Annotated in this window: 10 protein-coding genes and 6 pseudogenes; 1 reads left to right on the top strand and 15 read right to left on the bottom strand. The window is 33.3% G+C overall.

What is annotated here, in order from left to right:
• The 8 genes and pseudogenes from ABLV95_RS04200 to rbfA all read right to left on the bottom strand — a co-directional run.
• Nucleotides 1-1467, bottom strand: a pseudogene (locus ABLV95_RS04200) (DNA translocase FtsK); the annotation flags it as partial.
• 158 nt (nucleotides 1468-1625) lie between these two features.
• Nucleotides 1626-2451: pseudogene (locus ABLV95_RS04195) on the bottom strand (cell division protein FtsK); the annotation flags it as partial.
• Nucleotides 2452-2758: 307 nt separating this feature from the next.
• A pseudogene (gene rnjB / locus ABLV95_RS04190) lies at nucleotides 2759-4404 on the bottom strand (ribonuclease J2).
• A gap of 442 nt (nucleotides 4405-4846) precedes the next feature.
• Nucleotides 4847-6947 (bottom strand): annotated as a pseudogene (pnp, locus tag ABLV95_RS04185) (polyribonucleotide nucleotidyltransferase).
• A 154-nt stretch (nucleotides 6948-7101) separates the two neighbouring features.
• Complete coding sequence (gene rpsO, locus ABLV95_RS04180) at nucleotides 7102-7371, bottom strand: 30S ribosomal protein S15 (protein WP_427704728.1); 270 nt, start codon at nucleotides 7369-7371, stop codon at nucleotides 7102-7104.
• A gap of 104 nt (nucleotides 7372-7475) precedes the next feature.
• Nucleotides 7476-8447, bottom strand: coding sequence for a riboflavin biosynthesis protein RibF (gene ribF, locus ABLV95_RS04175; protein WP_427704731.1), 972 nt, complete (start codon nucleotides 8445-8447; stop codon nucleotides 7476-7478).
• Nucleotides 8448-8460: 13 nt separating this feature from the next.
• Entirely contained in the window at nucleotides 8461-9378 is a 918-nt protein-coding gene (gene truB, locus ABLV95_RS04170) for a tRNA pseudouridine(55) synthase TruB (protein WP_460876468.1), read from the bottom strand.
• Between the two features lie 127 nt (nucleotides 9379-9505).
• Nucleotides 9506-9853 (bottom strand): 30S ribosome-binding factor RbfA, encoded by a 348-nt coding sequence (rbfA, locus tag ABLV95_RS04165; RefSeq protein WP_031265894.1) that lies wholly within the window; start codon nucleotides 9851-9853, stop codon nucleotides 9506-9508.
• A gap of 435 nt (nucleotides 9854-10288) precedes the next feature.
• On the opposite strand from rbfA, the gene ABLV95_RS04160 reads away from it, so the two are divergent.
• Nucleotides 10289-11161 carry a hypothetical protein gene (locus ABLV95_RS04160; RefSeq protein WP_460876466.1) on the top strand — a complete coding sequence of 291 codons (873 nt, stop codon included), beginning with the start codon at nucleotides 10289-10291 and terminating at the stop codon, nucleotides 11159-11161.
• A 63-nt stretch (nucleotides 11162-11224) separates the two neighbouring features.
• Here ABLV95_RS04160 and ABLV95_RS04155 read toward each other — a convergent pair whose 3' ends face one another.
• The 7 genes and pseudogenes from ABLV95_RS04155 to ABLV95_RS04125 all read right to left on the bottom strand — a co-directional run bounded on the left by ABLV95_RS04155 (nucleotide 11225) and on the right by ABLV95_RS04125 (nucleotide 21838).
• Nucleotides 11225-12220, bottom strand: coding sequence for a hypothetical protein (locus tag ABLV95_RS04155; protein WP_427704738.1), 996 nt, complete (start codon nucleotides 12218-12220; stop codon nucleotides 11225-11227).
• A gap of 702 nt (nucleotides 12221-12922) precedes the next feature.
• A pseudogene (infB, locus tag ABLV95_RS04150) lies at nucleotides 12923-15046 on the bottom strand (translation initiation factor IF-2).
• A 4-nt stretch (nucleotides 15047-15050) separates the two neighbouring features.
• Nucleotides 15051-15368, bottom strand: coding sequence for a L7Ae/L30e/S12e/Gadd45 family ribosomal protein (locus tag ABLV95_RS04145; protein WP_002507846.1), 318 nt, complete (start codon nucleotides 15366-15368; stop codon nucleotides 15051-15053).
• A complete protein-coding gene (gene rnpM, locus ABLV95_RS04140; RefSeq protein WP_069816016.1) occupies nucleotides 15365-15649 on the bottom strand; it encodes an RNase P modulator RnpM in 285 nt (94 codons plus the stop codon). Before rnpM ends, ABLV95_RS04145 begins: the two co-directional genes overlap by 4 nt.
• 17 nt (nucleotides 15650-15666) lie before the next feature.
• Nucleotides 15667-16842 carry a transcription termination factor NusA gene (nusA, locus tag ABLV95_RS04135; protein WP_069816018.1) on the bottom strand — a complete coding sequence of 392 codons (1176 nt, stop codon included), beginning with the start codon at nucleotides 16840-16842 and terminating at the stop codon, nucleotides 15667-15669.
• A gap of 23 nt (nucleotides 16843-16865) precedes the next feature.
• Nucleotides 16866-17334 (bottom strand): annotated as a pseudogene (gene rimP / locus ABLV95_RS04130) (ribosome maturation factor RimP).
• Between the two features lie 187 nt (nucleotides 17335-17521).
• Nucleotides 17522-21838 (bottom strand): PolC-type DNA polymerase III, encoded by a 4317-nt coding sequence (locus ABLV95_RS04125; protein ID WP_460876464.1) that lies wholly within the window; start codon nucleotides 21836-21838, stop codon nucleotides 17522-17524.
• Between the last annotated feature and the right edge of the window lie 159 nt (nucleotides 21839-21997).

Genomic DNA, 21997 nt, shown 5'->3' with positions numbered 1-21997 from the left:
TTACACCTCATCACTATCTAAATCCACAAGTATCTGTCTAGGTTTGCTACCTTTTTGTGGTCCAATAACTTGATTCCGTTCTAAATCATCCATCAGTCTTGAAGCTCGATTATAACCAATTCTAAACTGTCTTTGTAGCAAGGATGTACTTGCTTTTTGTTGTTCAATTATAAATATATATGCTTCATCATAAAGTGAATCTTCACTTTTCATTTCTGATTTTTCAACTGGTGCATCTGGTTCCATTTCTTTAACATAGTTCGCTTTTTGTTGTTCAACAACATAATTAACAATATCTTGTACCTCTTGATCGCTTAAAAATGCACCTTGCACGCGTGTTCTCGTAGAGCCACCATTTGCAACGTATAACATATCACCTTTACCTAGTAACTTGTCTGCGCCGCCACTATCTATGATCGTTCTAGAGTCAATTTGAGAACTCACAGCGAAAGCGATTCTTGATGGAATGTTATTTTTGATTATACCAGTTATAACATCTACAGAGGGACGTTGTGTTGCAATAATTAAATGAATACCTGCTGCACGTGCCATTTGAGTAATTCGTTGAATTGCATTTTCCACATCTTTACCTGCAACCATCATTAAATCTGCTAATTCATCAACTATCACCACAATATATGGTAACTCAGATTTCTTCTCTTCTAGTTCCTTATTTTGTCGTCTAATTGCTTCGTTATAGCCTTCAATATTTCTAGTTGAAGAATGTTGGAATAGATCGTAACGTCTTTCCATTTCAGCAACTACTTTTTCTAGTGCTTGTGATGCTTTATGTGGATTTGTCACAACGGGTATAAGCAAATGCGGTATACCGTTATATATATTCAACTCTACCATTTTTGGATCAATTAACATAAGTTTTACTTCATGTGGCTTAGCATTAAGTAAAATACTTGTAATAATGCCATTAATACAAACTGACTTACCACTACCAGTTGAACCTGCTACTAGTAAGTGAGGCATTTTATTTAATTCAACTGTAATTGGATCACCTGAAATGTCTCTACCTAATCCAACTTCTAATTTGTTTTTGGCAGGAAACTTCTCATCTAATACTTCTTTTAATGAAACGAGTGATACTTTGTCATTAGGCACTTCTATACCGACAGCTGAACGACCAGGTATTGGTGCTTCTATACGAATATCTTTCGCGGCAAGTGCTAAAGCAATATCATTATGTAAATTAACAATTTTACTTACTTTCACACCTTGCGCAGGTTGTATTTCATATTGTGTCACCGCTGGACCAATTTTTATTTGAGTCACTCTAGCATTAACACCAAAGTTTTTGAGCGTGGTTTCTAGTAACTGACCTTTTTTTTGTACTTCTGCCTTAGATGTAGCTTTTTGCTTAGCAGGTTGATTGAGTAAGGAAAGCGGTGGTATTGTATATGCTTCGTTTTCAACCTCACCTGCTTCAGATATTGAATTTGCGCCTTCTTCATCTGAGGCTTGTTCAGATTCATCTATCAACTGATCTAATGAAGCTTGTTCCTCTTTAGAACTTTGTTGTGATGGTATTGGCTCATTGGCATCTTCTTGATCGCGCGTGCGTTGACTACGTTTGTATTTTTTATTTTCCGTAGGTTGAGCACTATCATCATCGTTATCACCATGTCCATATATAGGTATGGATTGTTGCTGTTCTGCAGTTAAATTTGAAACTTCAGGTAAATCACTTACATCTTTAACTTCATTATTAGCTTCATCCTGAGTAGCGACTTGTTGTGCTTGCAATTCAGCTTTTTTCTCTGCTTTTACACGCATTTTAGCATCTTTTTTAATTTTATTTTGTTTTCTTTTTTCTTTTAAGTTTACAGAAGCATCTTGACTTTTAATTTTCACCTTTTCAAATACGATTTTCGATACATCACGATGACTTTGCTTTAAAAGTAAAATTGCACTTGAAGCAATCAATAAAATTGTCACAATAATAATACCAACAATAGAAATTAAAGGCGTGAATAAAGTTAATAAGTAATATCCTATTAACCCTCCACCAAAATTAGGGAAGTTAGTCTGTTCATAAGCCTTATAGACAAATGACAATACTGGTTCTCGTTCAGCTTGTGCATTATTAGTAAAGTAAAAGAAGATTTGTGTCACTAACAATAGTGCGAATTGTAATAGAAAAGCACCAACTGTACGTCTTGTCTTCGGTAAAGCTTTATAATAAGTGATAAATATTGTGCCTATAATTAGTAATATATATGTTATGAAACGGCTATTACCGAATAAATAGTTCAAGAAACTATCTATCATTGTTCCAATAATACCAAGTTGGAACGCGCCTAGTATAATTAATACAAAAGCGATAATAGCAAAAACATATCTAATAGGACTGTCGCTTTGTTTTTTCTTTTTATTTGTTGTTTTCTTTCTTGTATTTGTTGGTTTTCTCTTAGTTGTAGTTCTCTTTTTTGTTTGTGCCACGTTCCACACCTACTTTTCTAACTCTGATTTCAATTTTATTTTAATCCTATACCCATTGATTGTTATGTGAATCACTTTTATTCATCGTAAATAATATGTATTTAGATTTTATTATATAAGTATGTTTGTATAATAAAAGTTTATTTGTATTCTATAATAACATAAAAGAGGTAAGACAATGTTCGCTTTGAGTGGATTTAAAGGTTGCTTGCATGTCATATTTAAGATATAACAATCAACTGCAATCTACTTTTAAATATGTTTACCTAAGCGTTTGTCTTAACCTCTTTGTTTAGTATGGAAACTATTAAATTTCAGAAATAACTGGAATAATCATCGGACGACGTTTCGTGTTTTCAAATAATAACTTGCTAATTTGATCACGCATACTTTGTTTGATTTCAGACCATTCAATGCGTTTTTCTTGTAGTCCTAGTTCAACGATTTCACGCACTTTTTCTTCAGCTTCATTTAATAAAGCTTCACTTTCTCTAACATAAACGAAACCTCTAGATTGAATTTCTGGTCCAGTCTGCAATTCGTCTGTTTTTCGGATCAAGTGTTACGACCGCAATAAAGATACCATCTTCTGCTAATAAATGACGATCTCTCAGAACGATATTTCCTACGTCTCCAACACCAATACCATCGATAAGCACGTTACCAAAATTCACTTTTTCATTTAAAATCATTTCGTCACCATCATAGTTAACGACATCACCTTTTTCCACAAGGAAGATTTTCTCAGGTTTTACGCCTGATTCATTCGCTAATTTTGCATGAGCAATTTGCATTTTAAACTCACCATTTACTGGTATAAAGTATTCTGGTTTCATAATATTAATCATCATCTTCAATTCTTCCATGCAACCATGACTTGAAGTGTGTATTTTTTTACTACTAGGTAAGATTTCTGCACCAACACGCGCTAATTCATTTAGCGTGTTACCAACGATGACTTCCATACTTGCAGAAGCAGTAATTGCTAGGAATACAGAATCCCCTTGTTCAATATTCATTATTTTATGTTTCTTTTGAGCCATTTGACTTAATGCTTCTACTGGTTCACCTTGCATACCAGTTGCAATAATAATAACTTCATTTTTAGGATAATTTTCAACTTCATTAATTGGAATTAATAAGTCCTTAGAAATATCAAAATAGCCCATCTTTCTAGCGATATTAAATGAACTTTCTAATGAACGGCCTAAGAAAGAAACTTTTCTATTCAATCTCTGAGCCAAATTCAATACTTGCTGAATGCGGATAAAGTTCGATGCGTAACATGAAACAATTAGTCTGCCTTTTACTTTAGTAAACGCATCATACATATGTGATTCAATGACATTTTCTGGTGTATTATAACCTGGTTTTTCTGCCTCAGTGGAATCACTGATGAGCGCAAACACGCCTGCTTCGCCTATTTCAGTCATTTTTTTCAAGTCTGGTGCATAATGACCTTGTAGACTTTGATCAAATTTAAATTCGCCAGTATAAACAATCGCACCATATGATGTATGAATACATACGCCTAAACTGTCTGGAATACTATGCGTTGTATTGAAAAATGTAATGTTTACCCCTTTAAAACGCATAACTGATTCATTATTCACTGTATAATATCTTACTTTTTTATTAATATTACGTGCTTTCATATTTTCTTTAATTAACGCGATTGTCAATTTAGAACCGTACACAGGTGCATCTACTTGTTCTAATACATATGTGACAGCCCCGATAGCGTGTTCATGGCCATGCGTTAAAAATATACCTTTTAATTTATCTTTATTATCAATGACATATTGAATGTCAGGAATTACAATGTCCACACCTAGCATTTCATCTTCTGGGAACATCAGCCCTAGCATCTAACATGAACATTTCATCGTCTACTTCAACGACATACATATTTTTCGCAATTTCTCCAACTCCGCCAAGTGGAATTATACGAATATTTTTATTTTTTTCTTAATTAAACTCAAAATGTTACCTCCTATTTAAATTCCCGTCCATATATAAACTCATAGTATATTATAAGTTAAAATAGGCTTTATGTACACTATTAAAGTAATTACTATAAATAGTTCGGGATTGATATCAATAAATAAACAATTACTTATAAATCTTCAATATTTTCTATGTTTTGTTTTATATTTTCATATTCACGTTTTTACTACAATAGAAACTATGAATTTCCTGAAAATTAAACTTTAGTCTTATACACTTATGTATTTAATTACTTACGCAATAATTCTGCTAATATTTGCATTAAATAAAAAAGAAACCAGTATACTTTGATATGAAAACCGTTTAAGAATAGAACAGGAAACATTCTATCGTAACGCGATTCATATCATTTACTAGTTTCTAATAAAATTCGATTTTTTATTTTATATTAATTTGATAAAAGCACTTTATGAGACGCATTCACGCGACCTTGTTTATCAATTTCTGTTACTTTTATTTTAAATGTATCTCCAATTTTCAATACATCTTCTACTTTATCAATACGTTCATTTGCAATTTGTGAAATATGAACTAAAGCATCTTTACCAGGGAATAATTCAACAAATGCACCGTATTTTTCAATACGTTTTACTTTGCCTTCATATACTTGGCCAACTTCAGCTTCACGCGTAATATCTTCTATGATACTACGTGCTTCGGCGATTGCATCTTTATCAACAGCACCTATAAAGATTGTACCATCTTGTTCAATATCAAGTTTCACACCTGTTTGATCAATGATTTCATTAATTTTCTTACCGCCAGGTCCAATAACATCTCTGATTTTTTCAGGTTTGATTGTCATCGTAACGACTTTAGGTGCAAACGCACTTAACTCACCGCGTGTTGTATCAATTGTTTGTAGCATATGTTCTAAAATAGCTAAACGACCTTCACGTGCTTGGTCTAAAGCTTCTCTAATAATCTCTTTTGTTAGACCATCAATTTTAATATCCATTTGTATTGCAGTAATGCCTTCAGACGTGCCGGCTACTTTAAAGTCCATGTCACCTAAAGCATCTTCCATACCTTGAATATCCGTTAAAATAGTGTAACTATCATCACGTGTTACTAATCCCATAGCAATACCGGCTACTGGTGCTTTAATAGGAACACCTGCATCCATTAAGGCTAACGTAGAACCACAAATTGACGCTTGTGAAGATGAACCATTTGATTCTAATACTTCACTCACAATTCTTACAGTATAAGGGAAGTCTTTAGTATCTGGAATAACATGACTCAATGCACGCTCACCTAAAGCACCGTGACCAATTTCACGACGTCCTGGAGAACGAACTGGACCTGTTTCACCAACTGAATAGTTAGGGAAGTTGTAATGGTGCATGAAACGTTTTTGTTGTTCCTCACCAAGGCCATCAAGAATTTGATATTCGCTCATTGAACCTAATGTTAACACAGATAGTGCTTGTGTTTGACCTCGTGTAAATAAGCCAGAGCCGTGTACGCGTGGTAACACACCAACTTCTGATTCTAGTGGACGAATTTCATCTGATTTACGGCCATCAGGTCTGATTTTTTCTTCAGCGATTAATCTTCTTACTTCTTCTTTTACTAAACTATTTAAAATGCCATGCACATCTTTAATTAGTGCGGCATTATTAGCATCTTCTTCATCAATAAATTCTGAAACAACTTTTTCTTTTAATGTGTCAAGATTGATATCACGTTGCTGTTTATCAAACGTTAATACAGCTTCTTTCAAACCATTGGCTTCAGTAAGCTGTTTCACTTTTTCTGCAAGCGTTTCGTCTTGTTCAACAGGTGTGAATGGTGTTTTCACTGGTTGGATGTGATCCACGATTTCTTGTTGGAAATTAACTAAACGTTGTATTTCATTATGACCAAAGAAGATTCCCTCAAGCATTTCACTTTCAGTAATTTCACTTGCGCCTGCCTCAACCATATTTACAGCATCTTTGTGACCAACAACTTCTAAATCAAGACGCGACACTTCTTTCTGTGCAACAGTTGGGTTAATTACGTATTCACCATCAACATAGCCTACGTTGACACCGAGCAATAGGTCCTTGGAATGGAATGTCTGAAACACTAAGTGCCATAGATGAACCTATCATCGCCGCCATTTCTGGAGAACAATCAGGATCAGCACTTAATACGGTATTCATGATTTGTACATCATGTTTATATCCTTTAGGGAAAAGCGGACGAATTGGTCTGTCAATTAAGCGCGCAGTTAATGTTGCTTCGTCGCTTGGACGTCCCTCACGTTTTTTAAATCCACCAGGAATTTTACCTGCTGCATACATTTTTTCTTCATAATTTACCATTAATGGGAAAAAGTCAACATCGCGTGGTTCTTTTGAAGCTACTGCAGTAGATAATACTACTGTATCACCATAACGAACTAGCACGGCACCATTAGCTTGTTTAGCAAGTTGCCCTATTTCAATCGTTAATGATCTATTTGCCCATTCAGTTTTAAAAACTTTTTTCTCTTGAGACATTACGAATCTCCTCTCATATATCTATTAGTTACATCATATCATTTCTTAGAAAAATTTTATATTAGTATATTACTTTTTAAATAATATGCTTTCTAGATTATAAAAAAGGGAAAGGACCCTGAAGGTTCTTTCCCTTTCAATATCCATCTTAAAATTAACGACGGATACCTAATGATTTAATTAATTCACGGTAACGTTGTACATCTTTGCCACGTAAATAGTTAAGTAAATGTCTACGACGACCTACCATTTTTAATAGTCCACGACGTGAATGGTGGTCTTTCGTGTGTTGACGTAAATGTTCGTTTAATGTAGTGATTTCTTCAGTTAACACAGCGATTTGTACTTCTGGAGATCCAGTATCCGCTTCGTGTGTACGATATTCTTTAATTAGTTCATTTTTACGTTCTTGTGAAATTGCCATAGTCAATTTCCTCCTTTAATTTTTATGCGCCTTTAACCGAGCGAACCGTTGGAGACTCGGACTGCCAAGATAAAGGTGCCTTAAATGTGTAAAACACATTCGACTTAAATATTATATGATATTTCGTCTCCAAAATCAACTGATAATAAGTATTTCGCTTTTTCTTTATCTTTATTCATTTGTTCTACTAAAGGATCTATCCCATCAAATTTAATTTCTGGTCTTAAATAATGATGCCAAAATACAGTGACACGCTCGCCATAAATATTTTCATTAAAATCAAATAAATTCACTTCTATGACTACTTGAGCTTTAGAAGGGTCATGAAATGTTGGTTTCACACCAACATTAGCCACACCTCGATAGACCTTTTTATTCGCCCCAATTTCCATACTTACCGCGTAAACACCATTTTTAGGCAAAACATAATCACCGCTAGGTTGAACATTTGCTGTTGGAAATCCAATGGTTCTTCCACGTTTTTCACCTTGCACAACTGTCCCTTTAATACGATAGAGATAATCTAATTCTTCATTAGCCTTTTGCAAGTCACCTGTTTTAAGCGATTTTCTAATTTCAGTAGTTGAAATTTTTTCAGATTCTATTTCTTGTTTACTTACCACTGTCGTATTAAATTCAGTCATTTCATTTAATATCATCATATTACCTTTACCAAATTTACCAAATGTAAAATCAAAACCGGCTACTACTTCTTTAACATTATTTTTTATAATATACTCTTCTATGAAAGTTTCAGCGGGTACATTAGCAAATTTTGAAGAAAAGTTAATAACAATACAATAATCTATGCCATAGGACTCTAATATTTCAACTTTATCTTGTATTGGTGTTAAATAATCGGTACGTTTACGTTCAGGATTTAGAACTACCGAAGGATGAGGATCAAACGTCATCACAGCTTTTTTTAAATTGGATGCTTTTGCTTTTTGCTCTAAAATATCAAATACTTTCGCGTGCCCCTTATGCATGCCATCAAAAAAACCAAAAGCCATGGCAACGTCTTCTGTTATATATTGATCTTCTTGAATTGGATGAGCTACTTCTATCACTTTCATGCGTATTTCTCCTTTAGTTAAATACCTTCTTAGGCTTAATTTCGTCAATTTTTTCAGGATGTGGCGCATAAATTGCTAAGACTTTATTGTCTGTAACATCTACCAATGCCACTATCGTATCTATTGTTTCTGTGAATTCATTTTTATAGAATTTTTGGCCATTTAAAATTTTGCTTTTTACTACTGCATCTGAAATCAAAATTTGTTTTAAACCTTTTAATCCATATTCTATAGGAAATAGCTTTTCTTGTAACGCGTCATGCTCATGTAATTCTGCAACGTCATTTAGTGTAAGACTTTCATCTACATCAAATCCACCACTTTGAATTCTAGTTAATTTTGACATATGGGTTGGAAGTCCTAAGGCTTTTCCAATATCTGTCGCTAATGTTCTGATATATGTTCCTTTGCCACATTCCACTAAAATTTCGAAATGACAACTGTTATCTTCAAAGCGTAGTTCAGATGTACGGTTAATATGCATAATATTAACTTGTCGTTCTGGTCTTTCTACTACTTCGTTATTCCTCGCATATTCATATAGTTTTTTTCCATTCACTTTTACTGATGAGTACATCGGTGGTATTTGAGTAATCGTTCCTTCAAATTGATTCAATATTTGGTCAATGTCTTGAACTGTAATTTCATCTTGCGCAATAGTTGTTCGCTCAAGAATTTCACCGGTTTGATCCTCAGTAGTTGTACTACTTCCAAGTGTAACAGTCGCTTTATAAGATTTTCCCATATCCATAATGTAATCACTGACTTTAGTTGCACCACCAATACATATAGGTAAAACGCCTGATACTTCTGGGTCTAAAGTGCCAGTATGTCCAACTTTTTTTGTTTTTAAAATTTTCCTCAATTTAAATACTACATCGTGGCTTGTTAAACCACGTTCTTTATACACAGGCAAAATACCGTTATACATCTTTACGCCACCTTTAATGCTCTTTTTTTCATTACTCTCATATTAACATGACTTAGCTTGCTTTGTGTTATGTAAAAAAGCTGAAACATAAAATCTAAAGAGATTTTGTTCCGACTTGGTATAATAATTAATCTTTTTTGTGCAAATCTTGAATCATTCTTTCAATTTTATTTCCGTAATCAATTGATTCATCATATTCAAAATTCAATTCAGGAATAATTCGTAATCTCATTCTTGAACCTAGTTCAGATTTAATAAAACCTTTTGCCTTTTCTAACCCTTTAAAAGTATCTTCTTTTTGTTTTTCATTACCTAATACTGTTAAATAGATTGTTGCAATTGATAAATCATTTGTTAATTGCACATCTGTAATCGTTAAAAATCCGATTCTTGGGTCTTTGACTTTGTTATTAGCGATATCCATAATTTCTTGCTTCATCTGTTCGCCAACACGTTCGGCTCTCATATTCATTATATTCACCTCACACGATTTATTTGTCCGGGAAATGTTTCCTTACTTAAAGATTATATGACAGTTCATTTCATAACGTCAAACAAATTTATTATTTCAGTTGGTTATATTTTTAAAAGTTTCGTTCGAGTCCTGTACACTTTATATTGTACATTATTAACAAAAAATAAACATTTTATGACAGTTAGGCATTATTTTAATTCCTAACTGTTAACTTATGAAACATTTTTTCATTAATAGTCAATAAAATCTATTTTAAATTGCTCAAGTGTTTAATATTATGCCTAACTGTTATTTTAAGAAGATTTTTTGACATAGAAACACCTAACCTACGCTTATAAATGTTTTTTATAAAGTTTTACACATTATATAAATTGTAATGTTATACTGTAAGCCAACTTAATAATTAAGTTTATTTATTTTAGGAGTTGTGAATGATTGGAAAAACCAGAAAGACTTTTATATATTTATACCCGCTTTTTAAACGGAAAGAAACTCAATAAAGAAGAACTCGCACAGCGACTTAACGTCAATGTTCGTTCAATTCAGCGAGATTTTAGTGATATTAACAGTTTTTTATATGAAGATAACGAATGGCATGGTATTGATGGAGAAATAATATACGATAATAACTTTGAAAAACATTGTTTAAGAATCAACAAATATAAATTTAAAAATAATAGATTACTTAACTTGTTATTTAGATTGAAAAATTTTACACCGATAATACATGAAGACACTTATAATCTTATTAGAGGGCTTAATGCAAACTCTAATTTTGCTGAAAAAATCCTGTCTAACAAGCTCTTAAGCCAGTTCAAAGTGACGTGTGAGATGAGCAAAACCACGTTAATTTTCAGACTCCAAATGGCCATTGAAAATAATAATTTTGTTGCAATACATATAAGTAATAATTTGACTATAAAAGTAATTCCAATATATACTAGATATTTTTCTAACAAATACTGGTTTACTTATTTGTATCAAGGAAAGATACACATATTAAATTTGTCTTCAATTATAAATATCGATCAACTTAATGAAGTGTTTGATAAAACTATTTTTTCAGATATTCAGTCTGTAAAGTTACTCATTAAAGATCCTCTGTGGTCAGAAATACAAAGACAGTTCATTATTATAGACAGAACTGAAAGTGATCATGGGACTATCGCACATATTATTATTTCAAAAAAAGAAAGCATACAAATTGCATATGACTATCCACAATATATTACAATTATAGAACCTCAACATTATGTAGATGAATTCAAAGCACATATCCAGACTTTGTTTAAAAACTATTACATTTAAAATTAGCCTATACTCACCTTAGATATCTTCTATGCTGAATATAGGCTTTTTATAATTAATATTTCAGTGTTGATGCTCTACATTTTTTTGCATCGCGCTAATTTTTCTATAAAAATCTGAATTACCTTTTTCTCGCTTTTCTTTTTGTTCTTTATTCCAGTTGTAATATTCTATTTTACTCAATTCTTGTTTTTTTCTTAAACGTATTTTGTGTTCTTGGTAACTTAACACATTGCATAAAGTAACATGGCGGTTTTGTTTTGAAGCAAGTACGAATAAATGATCTATTAGGTAGTCACATATTGAACTATGAGCAAAGTTCTTCAAAATCGAAATATATAATTCTTCCTCACTAACAAGATAAATGCGATGCTTATCATCGTTTAAAAGTTTCAACAACAAATTAAAACTCATTCTCTGAGAAGGTAATCCATGTTTAAATGTTAAAAAATCTTTTGGTATTCCCGCAGTATGCCCCGATTGATAAGGAAAAAAATTAAGTACCATAACTCTGTTTGGGTCAATATTAAAACGTTTTAGAGTCGAAGAAGCGTTATATAAATATTTCATAAACCATCTATGTTTATCTATATAGGGTAAAAACAGTTTCTCACCATTAAATGTTAATCTACCTTGTATATCCAATAATATTCTTTGCCGATAATCTATCACTACAGATTCTGGTATATCAGGTTCGTACATTTTAAAATCGTTTTCTGGCTGCTTTTTTAATATAACAATATCAGCTAAATCAGGGTTCCCAAAATATGGTCTAGCTATAGCAGGATTTATTTCTGCATTTTCAAATAAAATTCTTTGTCTATTTTTATCAATAATTACTTTTCCGTTTGCAAAATCTATCATTTTTTTAAATCTAGGTATTTCAGCAAAGTTATTCCCAAAATGCTCTTTAAAATATGCTAAATCCTGTGGATGTAAGAACGCTGTCGTATCATCATTTTTTATAATTTGTTCTAAAGTATTTTGATCATAAATAGAGTTATATTGCTTCAAATATTCTTGCCAAAATTCATTGATCTCCCTTAAATATTCACTCATCATTTATAACCTCCTATTTCATTTAATTGTAATTAAGTACATAGACAGCTAGTGTGAGTAAAATAGTTATCCCAAAATTTCACTATAATATTTTGACTTATTCGCAACCAAATAAATACATATGATTTACAAAACATATGCTACCCTTTTTTAATATTTAATTATTGTGAAAACTGTTTGGTTAAAGCGTTTTTATAATTTGATTTTTAAAGTAAGCTACATCATTACGAGGGGTTAAAATTTTTTGTTTCTAATTGAAGTTGTAATATTAAGTCATGTTATATTTTAATCCATAAACTAAATCGCTAGTTTTTATGTAATAATATCATTATACTTATATATTTCACTTTTGGACAGCACTTTAATATTAAAAATACAGCCATAGCATCTTTTCCAGATAAAAAGCCTCCAATAATTTGTATGCTTAAGAACGACTACATACTAATTACTATAAAGGCATTTGATTTATTTTTATATAGAAAATCATTGTTCAAATTCAGTTATATATTTTCACTACAAATATGACAATACTTTGAGCCAACTCCTGCGGCAAAGCACTAGCCAAAAACTACAGGTTGAAGCTGTGCCTGCTGAAATCGTGCATAAAAAAATGCCAACAAAGTCAGAGACTTTGTTGACACTCTGAAAGCCTCTAAATTATTGGAGGTTTTCTATCATTAAATTGGATTCATCTCCAATTATTTATCTTTTTATTTCGACCATTTCGAAAGCTTCAATAATGTCGCCTTCTTTTAAGTCATTGTATTTCTCAACTGTGATACCACATTCGTAGCCTTTAGCAACTTCTTTAGCATCATCTTTAAAACGTTTTAGAGTGTCTAATTCGCCCTCAAATTGTACAATATTATCTCTGATGACACGAACGCCTGACGTTACGCGTGATTTTACCATCTATAACATAACTACCTGCGATTGTACCAACTTTAGAAACTTTGAATGTTTGACGAACTTCTGCTTGTCCAATTATTTGTTCTTCGAATTCTGGATCTAGCATACCTTTCATCGCGAATTCAATTTCTTCTATAACACTATAAATAACACGGTGTAGACGCATATCAACGCCTTCAGTCTCAGCGACACGTTTCGCGCCTGTATCAGGACGCACGTTAAAGCCAATAATAATACCATTTGAAGCGTTAGCTAATGTAACGTCAGATTCGTTAATTGCACCCACAGCAGTGTGAATGATACGTACATTGACGCCTTCAACGTCTATCTTCATTAGAGATGCGGCAAGTGCTTCTACTGAACCTTGCACGTCACCTTTAATAATAACATTTAAGTCTTTCATTTCACCTTGTTTCATTTGTTCAAACAAGTTATCTAATGAAACACTCTTACTTTCATGACGTTGTTGAATTACGTTCGCTTCATGACGAGATTCACCAATACGTCTTGCTTGTTTTTCATCTTTGAAAACCACAAATCGATCGCCTGCTTTTGGCACATCATGAATACCAGTAATTTCAACTGGTGTAGATGGTCCTGCAGTTTTAATACGTTGGCCTAGGTCATTGACCATAGCACGAATTCTACCATACGTATTTCCAACTACTAAAGAGTCACCAACGTTAAGTGTACCATTTTGTACTAATAATGAGGCTGATGGACCACGTGATTTATCTAATTCGGCTTCAATTACTGTACCGACAGCTTTTTTACTTGGGTTAGCTTTTAATTCTTGTACTTCAGAAGTAAGTACAATCATTTCTATTAAATCATCAATGCCATCTCCGCTTAATGCTGAGAGTGGAACAAAGATTGTATCGCCGCCCCAATCCTCAGGTACTAAACCATATTCAGTTAGTTCTTGCATTACACGATCTGGATTTGATGTTGGTTTATCAATTTTGTTAACAGCAACAATTGTAGGGACATTTGCTTCTTTAGCATGATTGATTGCTTCAATTGTTTGAGGCATAACACCATCATCTGCTTGCTACAACTAAAACAGTTATATCCGTCACTTGTGCACCACGCGCACGCATTGTTGTAAACGTCTGCGTGACCTGGAGTATCTAGGAACGTAATTTTTTTACCATCATTTTCAATTTGGTAAGCACCAATATGTTGTGTAATACCACCAGCTTCTGCAGCTGTTACTTTTGTATGACGAATAGAATCTAGTAACGTTGTTTTACCATGGTCAACGTGCCCCATGATTGTAACAACCGTTGGACGTTCAACAGCATCTTCATCTTCAGTTTCATCATCGAAGTAAATTGATAAATCTTCTTCATCAATAACAATTTCTTTTTCAGCTTCAACACCGTAATCATCAACGATTAACTCAAGTGTTTCTTCATCTAATGATTGATTAATATTAGCCATAATACCAAGTAAGAATAACTTTTTAACAATACCTGAAGACTCTACGTTTAATTTCTCAGCAAGTTCACCTACTGTAATACCTTCTTGATAAGTGATTTTTTCTGGAATTTCTTTAGGTTCTTCTTGTTTTATTTGTTTTGATTTTTTATTATTCTTTTTGTTGTTTTTGTTATTCGGTTTATTATTGTTTGATTTATTATTTTGGTTACCTTTGTTATTTTGATTATTCTTGTTGTTTTGGTTACCTTTATTATTTGATGATTGTTGCTTGTTTTGAGCAGTTTTTTGTTGTTTTTTCTCTGCTTCTTTTGCTTTTTCAGGTTTGTAAATTTTATCTAATGCGTGGATTTGATTATCTTCTAACGTTTGCATATGACTTGTTACCTCAACGTCCATCTTTTGCAATTCGTCGATAATATCTCTACTCTTTAATTTTAAATCTTTAGCGTATTCGTAAATTCTTTGTTTACTCATATAGTCACTCCTTACGATATTCATCAATCATTGACAATAACTTTTTAGCAAAGCCTTGATCAGTGATTCCAATGTTTACACGTTCTGCTTTACCCAAAGCCTGTCCTAATTCAGCTCTCGTTCCAAATATGCGTAATGATATATGGTAACTTTCACATTTGTTCTGCATCACTTTCATTGTGTTGTCAGAAGCATCTGTTGCAATGATTACGAGCTTTAATTTATTGTTCTTCAAATCATTTATAATGACTGATTCGCCTGTTTTCACTTTTCCTGCACGCATTGCTAATCCTAAAAAATTCACAATTTTTTCTTTTGTCATTTAGGTATCTCTTCACGATAGATAAGACGTATAATCTCTTTATAAACAGGCTCTAACGTTTCAGCATTAGATTTGAAATATCTTTCTAATGTTTCCTTTTGTTGTGCTTCTTCTACTAATTTAACATTTTTAGATACATAAGCGCCACGGCCTTGTTGTTTGCCAGTTGCATCAGCAAAAATTTGTCCGTCTTTATTAATTACAACTCTAATCATGTCATTCTTAGGGTACATTTCATTTGAAAGTATACATTTACGCATTGGAATTTTTTTCTTTTTCATAAAGTTATCACTCCAAGTTATTTTTCAGCGTCTTCTTCTTCAGTTACTGTTTCAGAAACTTCATTGACTGTTTCTTCCAAATCAACATTTTCTTCGTCAACAACATCATTAAGTTGATCTTCTGTATCTTCAACATCTACCGGATAGACACCTGCTTCTCTAGCATCTGTTTCTGATTTAATATCAATTTTCCAACCAGTTAATTTAGCAGCTAAACGGGCATTTTGTCCACGTTTACCTATAGCTAATGATAATTGATAATCTGGCACTACAACTACGGTTGATTGGTTTTCTTCATCAACAATAACTTGTAATACTTGTGATGGGCTTAAAGCATTTTTTACAAACACTTTAGGATCTTCATCCCATTGCACAATATCAATTTTCTCTCCGCCAAGTTCTTCAACAACAGCTTCAACACGACTACCTTTAGAACCTACACAAGCACCTACTGCATCGATGTCATGGTTGTCTGAGTGTACACTGATTTTTGAGCGATCGCCAGCTTCGCGAGCTACAGATTTTACTACAACTGTACCGTCAAAGATTTCTGGCACTTCTTGTTCAAATAAACGTTTTAATAAACCTGGATGGCTTCTTGAAACGTATATTTGTGGTCCTTTTGTAGTTTGTTCAACTTTGTTCACATACACTCTTATTCTTTCGTTAGGAATGTAGCTTTCATTTGGACTTCTTTCTGCTTCAGACAATACAGCTTCAGTACGCCCTAAGTTTACATATACATAACGATGATCTACTCTGTCAATAAGACCAGTCACAATATCATCTTCTTTGTCGATGAATTCATCATAAAGTATTTCACGTTCAGCATCACGTAAACGTTGCATAACAGCTTGCTTAGCTGCTTGCGCACCTACACGTCCAAAATCACTTGGTGTTACGTCTTCTTCGTAAATATCACCAATTTCATATGCTGGGTTTTTTACTAGTGCCGTACTTAAATCGATTTCTTCTCTGTTATCAAATGATTCTTCAACCACTTCTTTACGTGCGATAACATTGAATGTACCTTCATCCATATTTAATTCAACACGAACGTTTCTTGCACTTTCATAATTCTTTTTATAAGCGGTAATTAATGCCGCTTCTATAGCATCAATTAATACTTCTCTAGGAATTTTCTTTTCTTTTTCTAAGTACTCAGTAGCTAATAATAATTCATTACTTGACACGATTTATCATCCTCCTCGTCACGTTATATAATTACTGCATGACGTGCTTTAGCGATTTTACTTCTTGGTATTTCAACTTGTTTTGTTCTTGACTTATCTTTGACTTCCATAACTATTGTTTCATCATCAACTGATTGCAATATACCTAACCATTCTTTTGCGCCTTCGATTGGAGCATATAAAGAAACAAATACGGGTTTAGTCACAGCGTTGTGATAATCTTTTTCTTTTTTAATTGGTCTTTCAGACACCAGGTGAGGCAACATCTAAATAATACATCTGTTCGATAGGATCTTCTGAGTCCATTACTTCACTGATTTTTTCAGAAGCAAGCGCACAATCATTTAAATCTACGCCACCTTCTTTATCGATAGATACTCTTAAAAAATGATCGTTTCCTTCTTTTGTAAACTCAACTTCTACTAATTCAAAATTTAAGTCGTCAAGGACAGGTTGAATTATTGCTTCAACTTGCTCAGTTATTTTACTCATGCTGACCTCCTGTTTTGGCAAATAGAAAAGAGCGGGTATTATGCCCACTCTTTCTGCCTGAGTCTAATTTTTTAAGCACTGTTATTATATCATATGTTTATTTGGTAGACAAATAACTATATTTGTAAAAAGCCTATAATGACAAGTTAATTCATGCTTTTTGTTTTTTATTAAGTCTTTTCGTTCATTACATATCGAATATTGATAATTGCGCTTTATCAGGCAAATTAGGTAAAGAGCCTAATTCATCTAAGTATTCTATTACTTTTTGTGATAAACCAGCCTTTTTATTTAAATCTTCTTTAGATAAAAATGGACCTTCTTCTCGAGCTTCTACAATTCTTTGCGCAACATTTTCACCTAAACCTGGAACAGATATAAATGGTGGAATCAATGTATCGCCTTCAATAATAAACTCAAATGATTTACTTTTTTCTAAACTAATTGGTCGCATACGAAAACCACGCTGTGCCATTTCATTCATTATTTCAAGCACTGTTAAAGTATCTTTTTCTTTTTTAGCTAAATCCATATAACGTGAATACATATCATTAACAGTATTGCGAATACTTTCTTTATCTTTAATCATTGTAATTAAATCAAAGTCAGATGCACGTACCGTGAAATAACTTGCATAATAATAAAGTGGATAATGTACTTTAAAGTAAGCAATTCTTACCGCCATTAACACATAAGCTGCGGCATGGGCTTTAGGGAACATGTATTTTATTTTTCTACATGAATCTAAATACCAATCAGGTACTTCATTGTCTACCATTGCTTCAACCATATCGTCAGTCAATCCTTTACCTTTACGCACAAATTCCATTGTCTTAAAGGCAAGTGACGGCTCTAAACCGTTATACATTAAATAAACCATAATATCATCACGACAACAGATTACACTCGCTAAATCACATTTACCTGAACGTATTAAATCTTGAGCATTCCCTAACCATACATCTGTACCATGTGATAATCCTGATATTCTAACAAGCTCTGAAAATGTTGTTGGTTTCGTATCTTCTAACATTTGTCTAACAAAGCCAGTACCAAATTCTGGTACACCAAACGTGCCAGTTTTACATAAAATTTCCTCTTGTGTGACACCTAAAGGTTCAGGTGAACTAAAGATGCCCATCGTTTCTTTATCATCCACTGGAATTGTTTTAGGATCTATTCCTGATAAGTCTTGTAACATACGAATCATTGTTGGGTCATCGTGTCCAAGTATATCTAACTTCAGTACGTTATCATGAATGGAGTGGAAATCAAAATGCGTTGTCATCCAAGATGAAGACTGATCATCCGCTGGGAACTGTACAGGTGTAAAATCATATATATCCATATAATCAGGTACAACTATAATCCCACCTGGATGTTGTCCAGATGTACGTTTAACGCCTGTACAACCTTTAACAAGCCTGTCTACTTCTGCGCCACGTTTATGGATACCTTGGTCATTTAAATAACCTTTCACATAACCAAAAGCTGTTTTCTCTGCGACTGTACCAATTGTTCCGGCACGGAATACTTTATCATCACCAAATAATTCTTTTGTATAATTATGTGCATTCGGTTGATATTCTCCACTAAAGTTCAAGTCAATATCTGGTACTTTATCGCCTTTAAAGCCTAAGAATGTTTCGAAAGGAATATCTTGACCTTCTTTAATAAGGACGCTACCACAAGTTTCACATTTTTTATCTGGTAAATCAAAACCAGAGCCAACAGAGCCATCATCAAAGAATTCACTCGTTTTACATTTTGGACAAATGTAATGTGGTGGTAATGGATTAACTTCTGTGATTTCTGTCATGGTTGCTACAAAACTTGAACCTACAGAACCACGTGAACCAACGAGATACCCATCATTTAAAGACTTTTTAACAAGTCGTTGTGAAATAAGGTATATAACAGAGAAACCATTACCTATAATACTTTCTAATTCTTTTTCAAGACGATCAATTACAATTTGTGGTAAATCTTCACCATAGAGGTCTTTCGCATTAGAATAGCTCATTTCTCGAATTTCTTCATTTGCGCCTTCCATTCTCGGTGTATATAGCTCATCTTTGATTGGAACAACGCGCTCTATACGATCTGCTAGCTCATTTGTATTCTTAATGACAAGTTCATAGGCTTTTTCTTCACCCAAGAAGTGCAATTCATCTAACATTTCGTCTGTAGTTCTAAAATGCGCCTTTGGCAATGTAGAACGGTTTAATGGATTACCAGGTTGTGCGGCAATCAATATTTTACGCGCAATTGAATCATGTTCATTTAAATAGTGTGCATTGCCTGTAGCTATGACTGGAATATCGTTAACTTCACCCGCACGGATTAAACGATTATATATTTCATGTAATGTTTCATTATCACGTATCAGTTCTCTATCAATTAGGCCTTGATATAAAGCAGGTGGTTGAATTTCAATGAAATCATAGTATTGAGCTATACGTTCAACTTGAGACTGGTCTTTTTGCATTACAGCAGTAAATACTTCTCCTTCGTCACATGCAGAACCAACGAGAATACCTTCACGATATTCATCTAATAGTGAACGTGGAATTCTAGGTGTTCGATAATAATATTGAACTAAGGACGCACTTACAATCTTGAACAAGTTTTTAAGACCCTGTTGATTTTGAACAATAAGCGTGACATGGTTCGGACGTGCACGTTTGTAAGCATCTTCGTTTGATAACGATGTATTAATATCTTGGTGATTATGAACACCCAGTTCTTCTAATTGTTTAAGCATTTTAATAAACATATAAGCCGTTGCTTCCGTATCGTAAATCGCTCTATGGTGTTGAGTTAACTCTACGCCGTACTTTTTGGCTAAGAAATTCAATCCATGTTTACCGTATTCAGTATTGATTGTTCTTGATAATTCAAGTGTATCTATTACAGCGTTTGTAGACGCGCCAATACCAACATGTTCATATCCGGTATCAATAAAGCCCATATCAAAGGATGCGTTATGTGCCACGAAAATAGCGTCCCCTACCCATGCTTTAAACTCAGTAAGGACTTCTTCAATTTCTGGTGCATCAACTAACATATCATCCGTGATATGTGTCAAATTAATAATAACGTCGGATAAACGTTCATGTGGGTTACTAAAACGTTCAAACTTATCAATGATTTCTCCGTCTTTAACTTTGACTGCGGCAAGCTCGATAATTTTATCATATTGATTAGATAAACCAGTCGTCTCAACGTCAAATACAACGTATGTTGCTGTTTTCAAATCACGATCCAAAGGTTTGTATGCAATAGGAACACCATCGTCAACTAACATACCTTCCATTCCGTAAATCATTTTAATACCATTTTTTTCAGCTGCCGCATGGGCGTCTGGAAAGGCTTGAACACCATTATGGTCAGTCACTGCAATGGCTTTATGACCCCACTTTGTTGCTTGATCTACGTACGATGAAATATTTGGTATGCCATCCATTTGACTCATTGCCGTATGCAAATGGAATTCTACTCGTTTTTCTTCAGATTTATCTTGCTTCGTAGCTTTTTTAATTTCTTCAATATCTGACATCATCATCACTAAATCACGAACAAATGAATCTTCTTCTATGCGTCCTTGTGCGCGAACCCATTTACCGACGCTTAATGCCTTAAAGTTATCTAAATCATCTTTATTTTTACGAGTGAACATTTTTAATACGAGCGAATCTGTATAGTCAGTTACCTTCAACTCTACAATGTGTCGCCCACTCTTCAACTCTTTTAAGTTAATATCAAAAATAACGCCTTCAACTGCTACTTTGAATTCTTCTTCAATAATTGAATCTATCGGTTTAATATTATCAATTTGGATTGGTTTACCTATTTGACACTTAGTTACCGAACTTTCATTATTATCTTGTTGTTTTGCCTTCTCGGCTTTCATTTTTTCTAATTTTTCAGTAGCTTCACGTGCACTTTTTTCATCTTCTTCTTGAATATGTGCTTCTAATGATGCTAAGTCATCTTCGTTGCCCACACTATCCGTTTCAAAAACTATCTTACTAATATCGAATCCACACTGTTGAAAAGCTTTAACTAAACTACCATTACAGGCTTTATCAAAATGGTCTCTCTCGATATCATTTTGACAAGTTACTTTCAGTACATCCCCCGACATAATTAAGCGTTTTTGCTTTAATTGTCCTTTTACTTTAGGTGAAAGTTTTGTTTGGTCGATACAATGATTAAAATACTTTATCGCATATTCATCTTGGTTTGATTTATTATTTATCGTAATATTACATTCTACATTTGCAATTGATTTAAACTCTTCTGTAATTGCACCTGTAAAAAGCAAATAATCTTCTATTGATAGAAAGTGTGGTAATGTGATTTGAAACACCCATGTACGATCTGTTGTCTTAACATCCACACGCGTTAGTTCACTTTGCTCCAAAATTTCTGGTTCCAAATGGTTTGTTATTTTAATTTGGTCAGCTAGGATTTTAAATTTTTCCTGATTTGTCATTGCCATGACGATAACCACCTTACTATTAATTACACTGCTTTACTTGTATATGCTTACTTACATTAAATGACGGTGTATGTATTATTATTCCATTCTCTATATTATAACGGATATGTGTGAAATTCTAATAGTTAAACTTAATAACTTAAATTCATATTTTTGTGA

The sequence above is a fragment of the Staphylococcus sp. Mo2-1 genome, from assembly GCF_046721385.1.
Classification (GTDB): Bacteria; Bacillota; Bacilli; order Staphylococcales; family Staphylococcaceae; genus Staphylococcus; species Staphylococcus equorum_A.
Note: the sequence above shows the minus strand (reverse complement) of the source record. Positions and strands in the feature narration are given on the sequence as shown.

Bases quoted from the DNA above. Each gene is read 5' to 3' on its own strand.
- ABLV95_RS04125 (WP_460876464.1), bottom strand. From the start codon at position 21,838: ATGGCAATGACAAATCAGGAAAAATTTAAAATCCTAGCTGACCAAATT.
- ABLV95_RS04145 (WP_002507846.1), bottom strand. From the start codon at position 15,368: ATGACAAAAGAAAAAATTGTGAATTTTTTAGGATTAGCAATGCGTGCA.
- ribF (WP_427704731.1), bottom strand. From the start codon at position 8,447: ATGAAAGTGATAGAAGTAGCTCATCCAATTCAAGAAGATCAATATATA.
- truB (WP_460876468.1), bottom strand. From the start codon at position 9,378: ATGTATAACGGTATTTTGCCTGTGTATAAAGAACGTGGTTTAACAAGC.
- ABLV95_RS04155 (WP_427704738.1), bottom strand. From the start codon at position 12,220: ATGAGTGAATATTTAAGGGAGATCAATGAATTTTGGCAAGAATATTTG.
- rnpM (WP_069816016.1), bottom strand. From the start codon at position 15,649: ATGAAAAAGAAAAAAATTCCAATGCGTAAATGTATACTTTCAAATGAA.
- rpsO (WP_427704728.1), bottom strand. From the start codon at position 7,371: ATGGCAATTTCACAAGAACGTAAAAATGAACTAATTAAAGAATATCGT.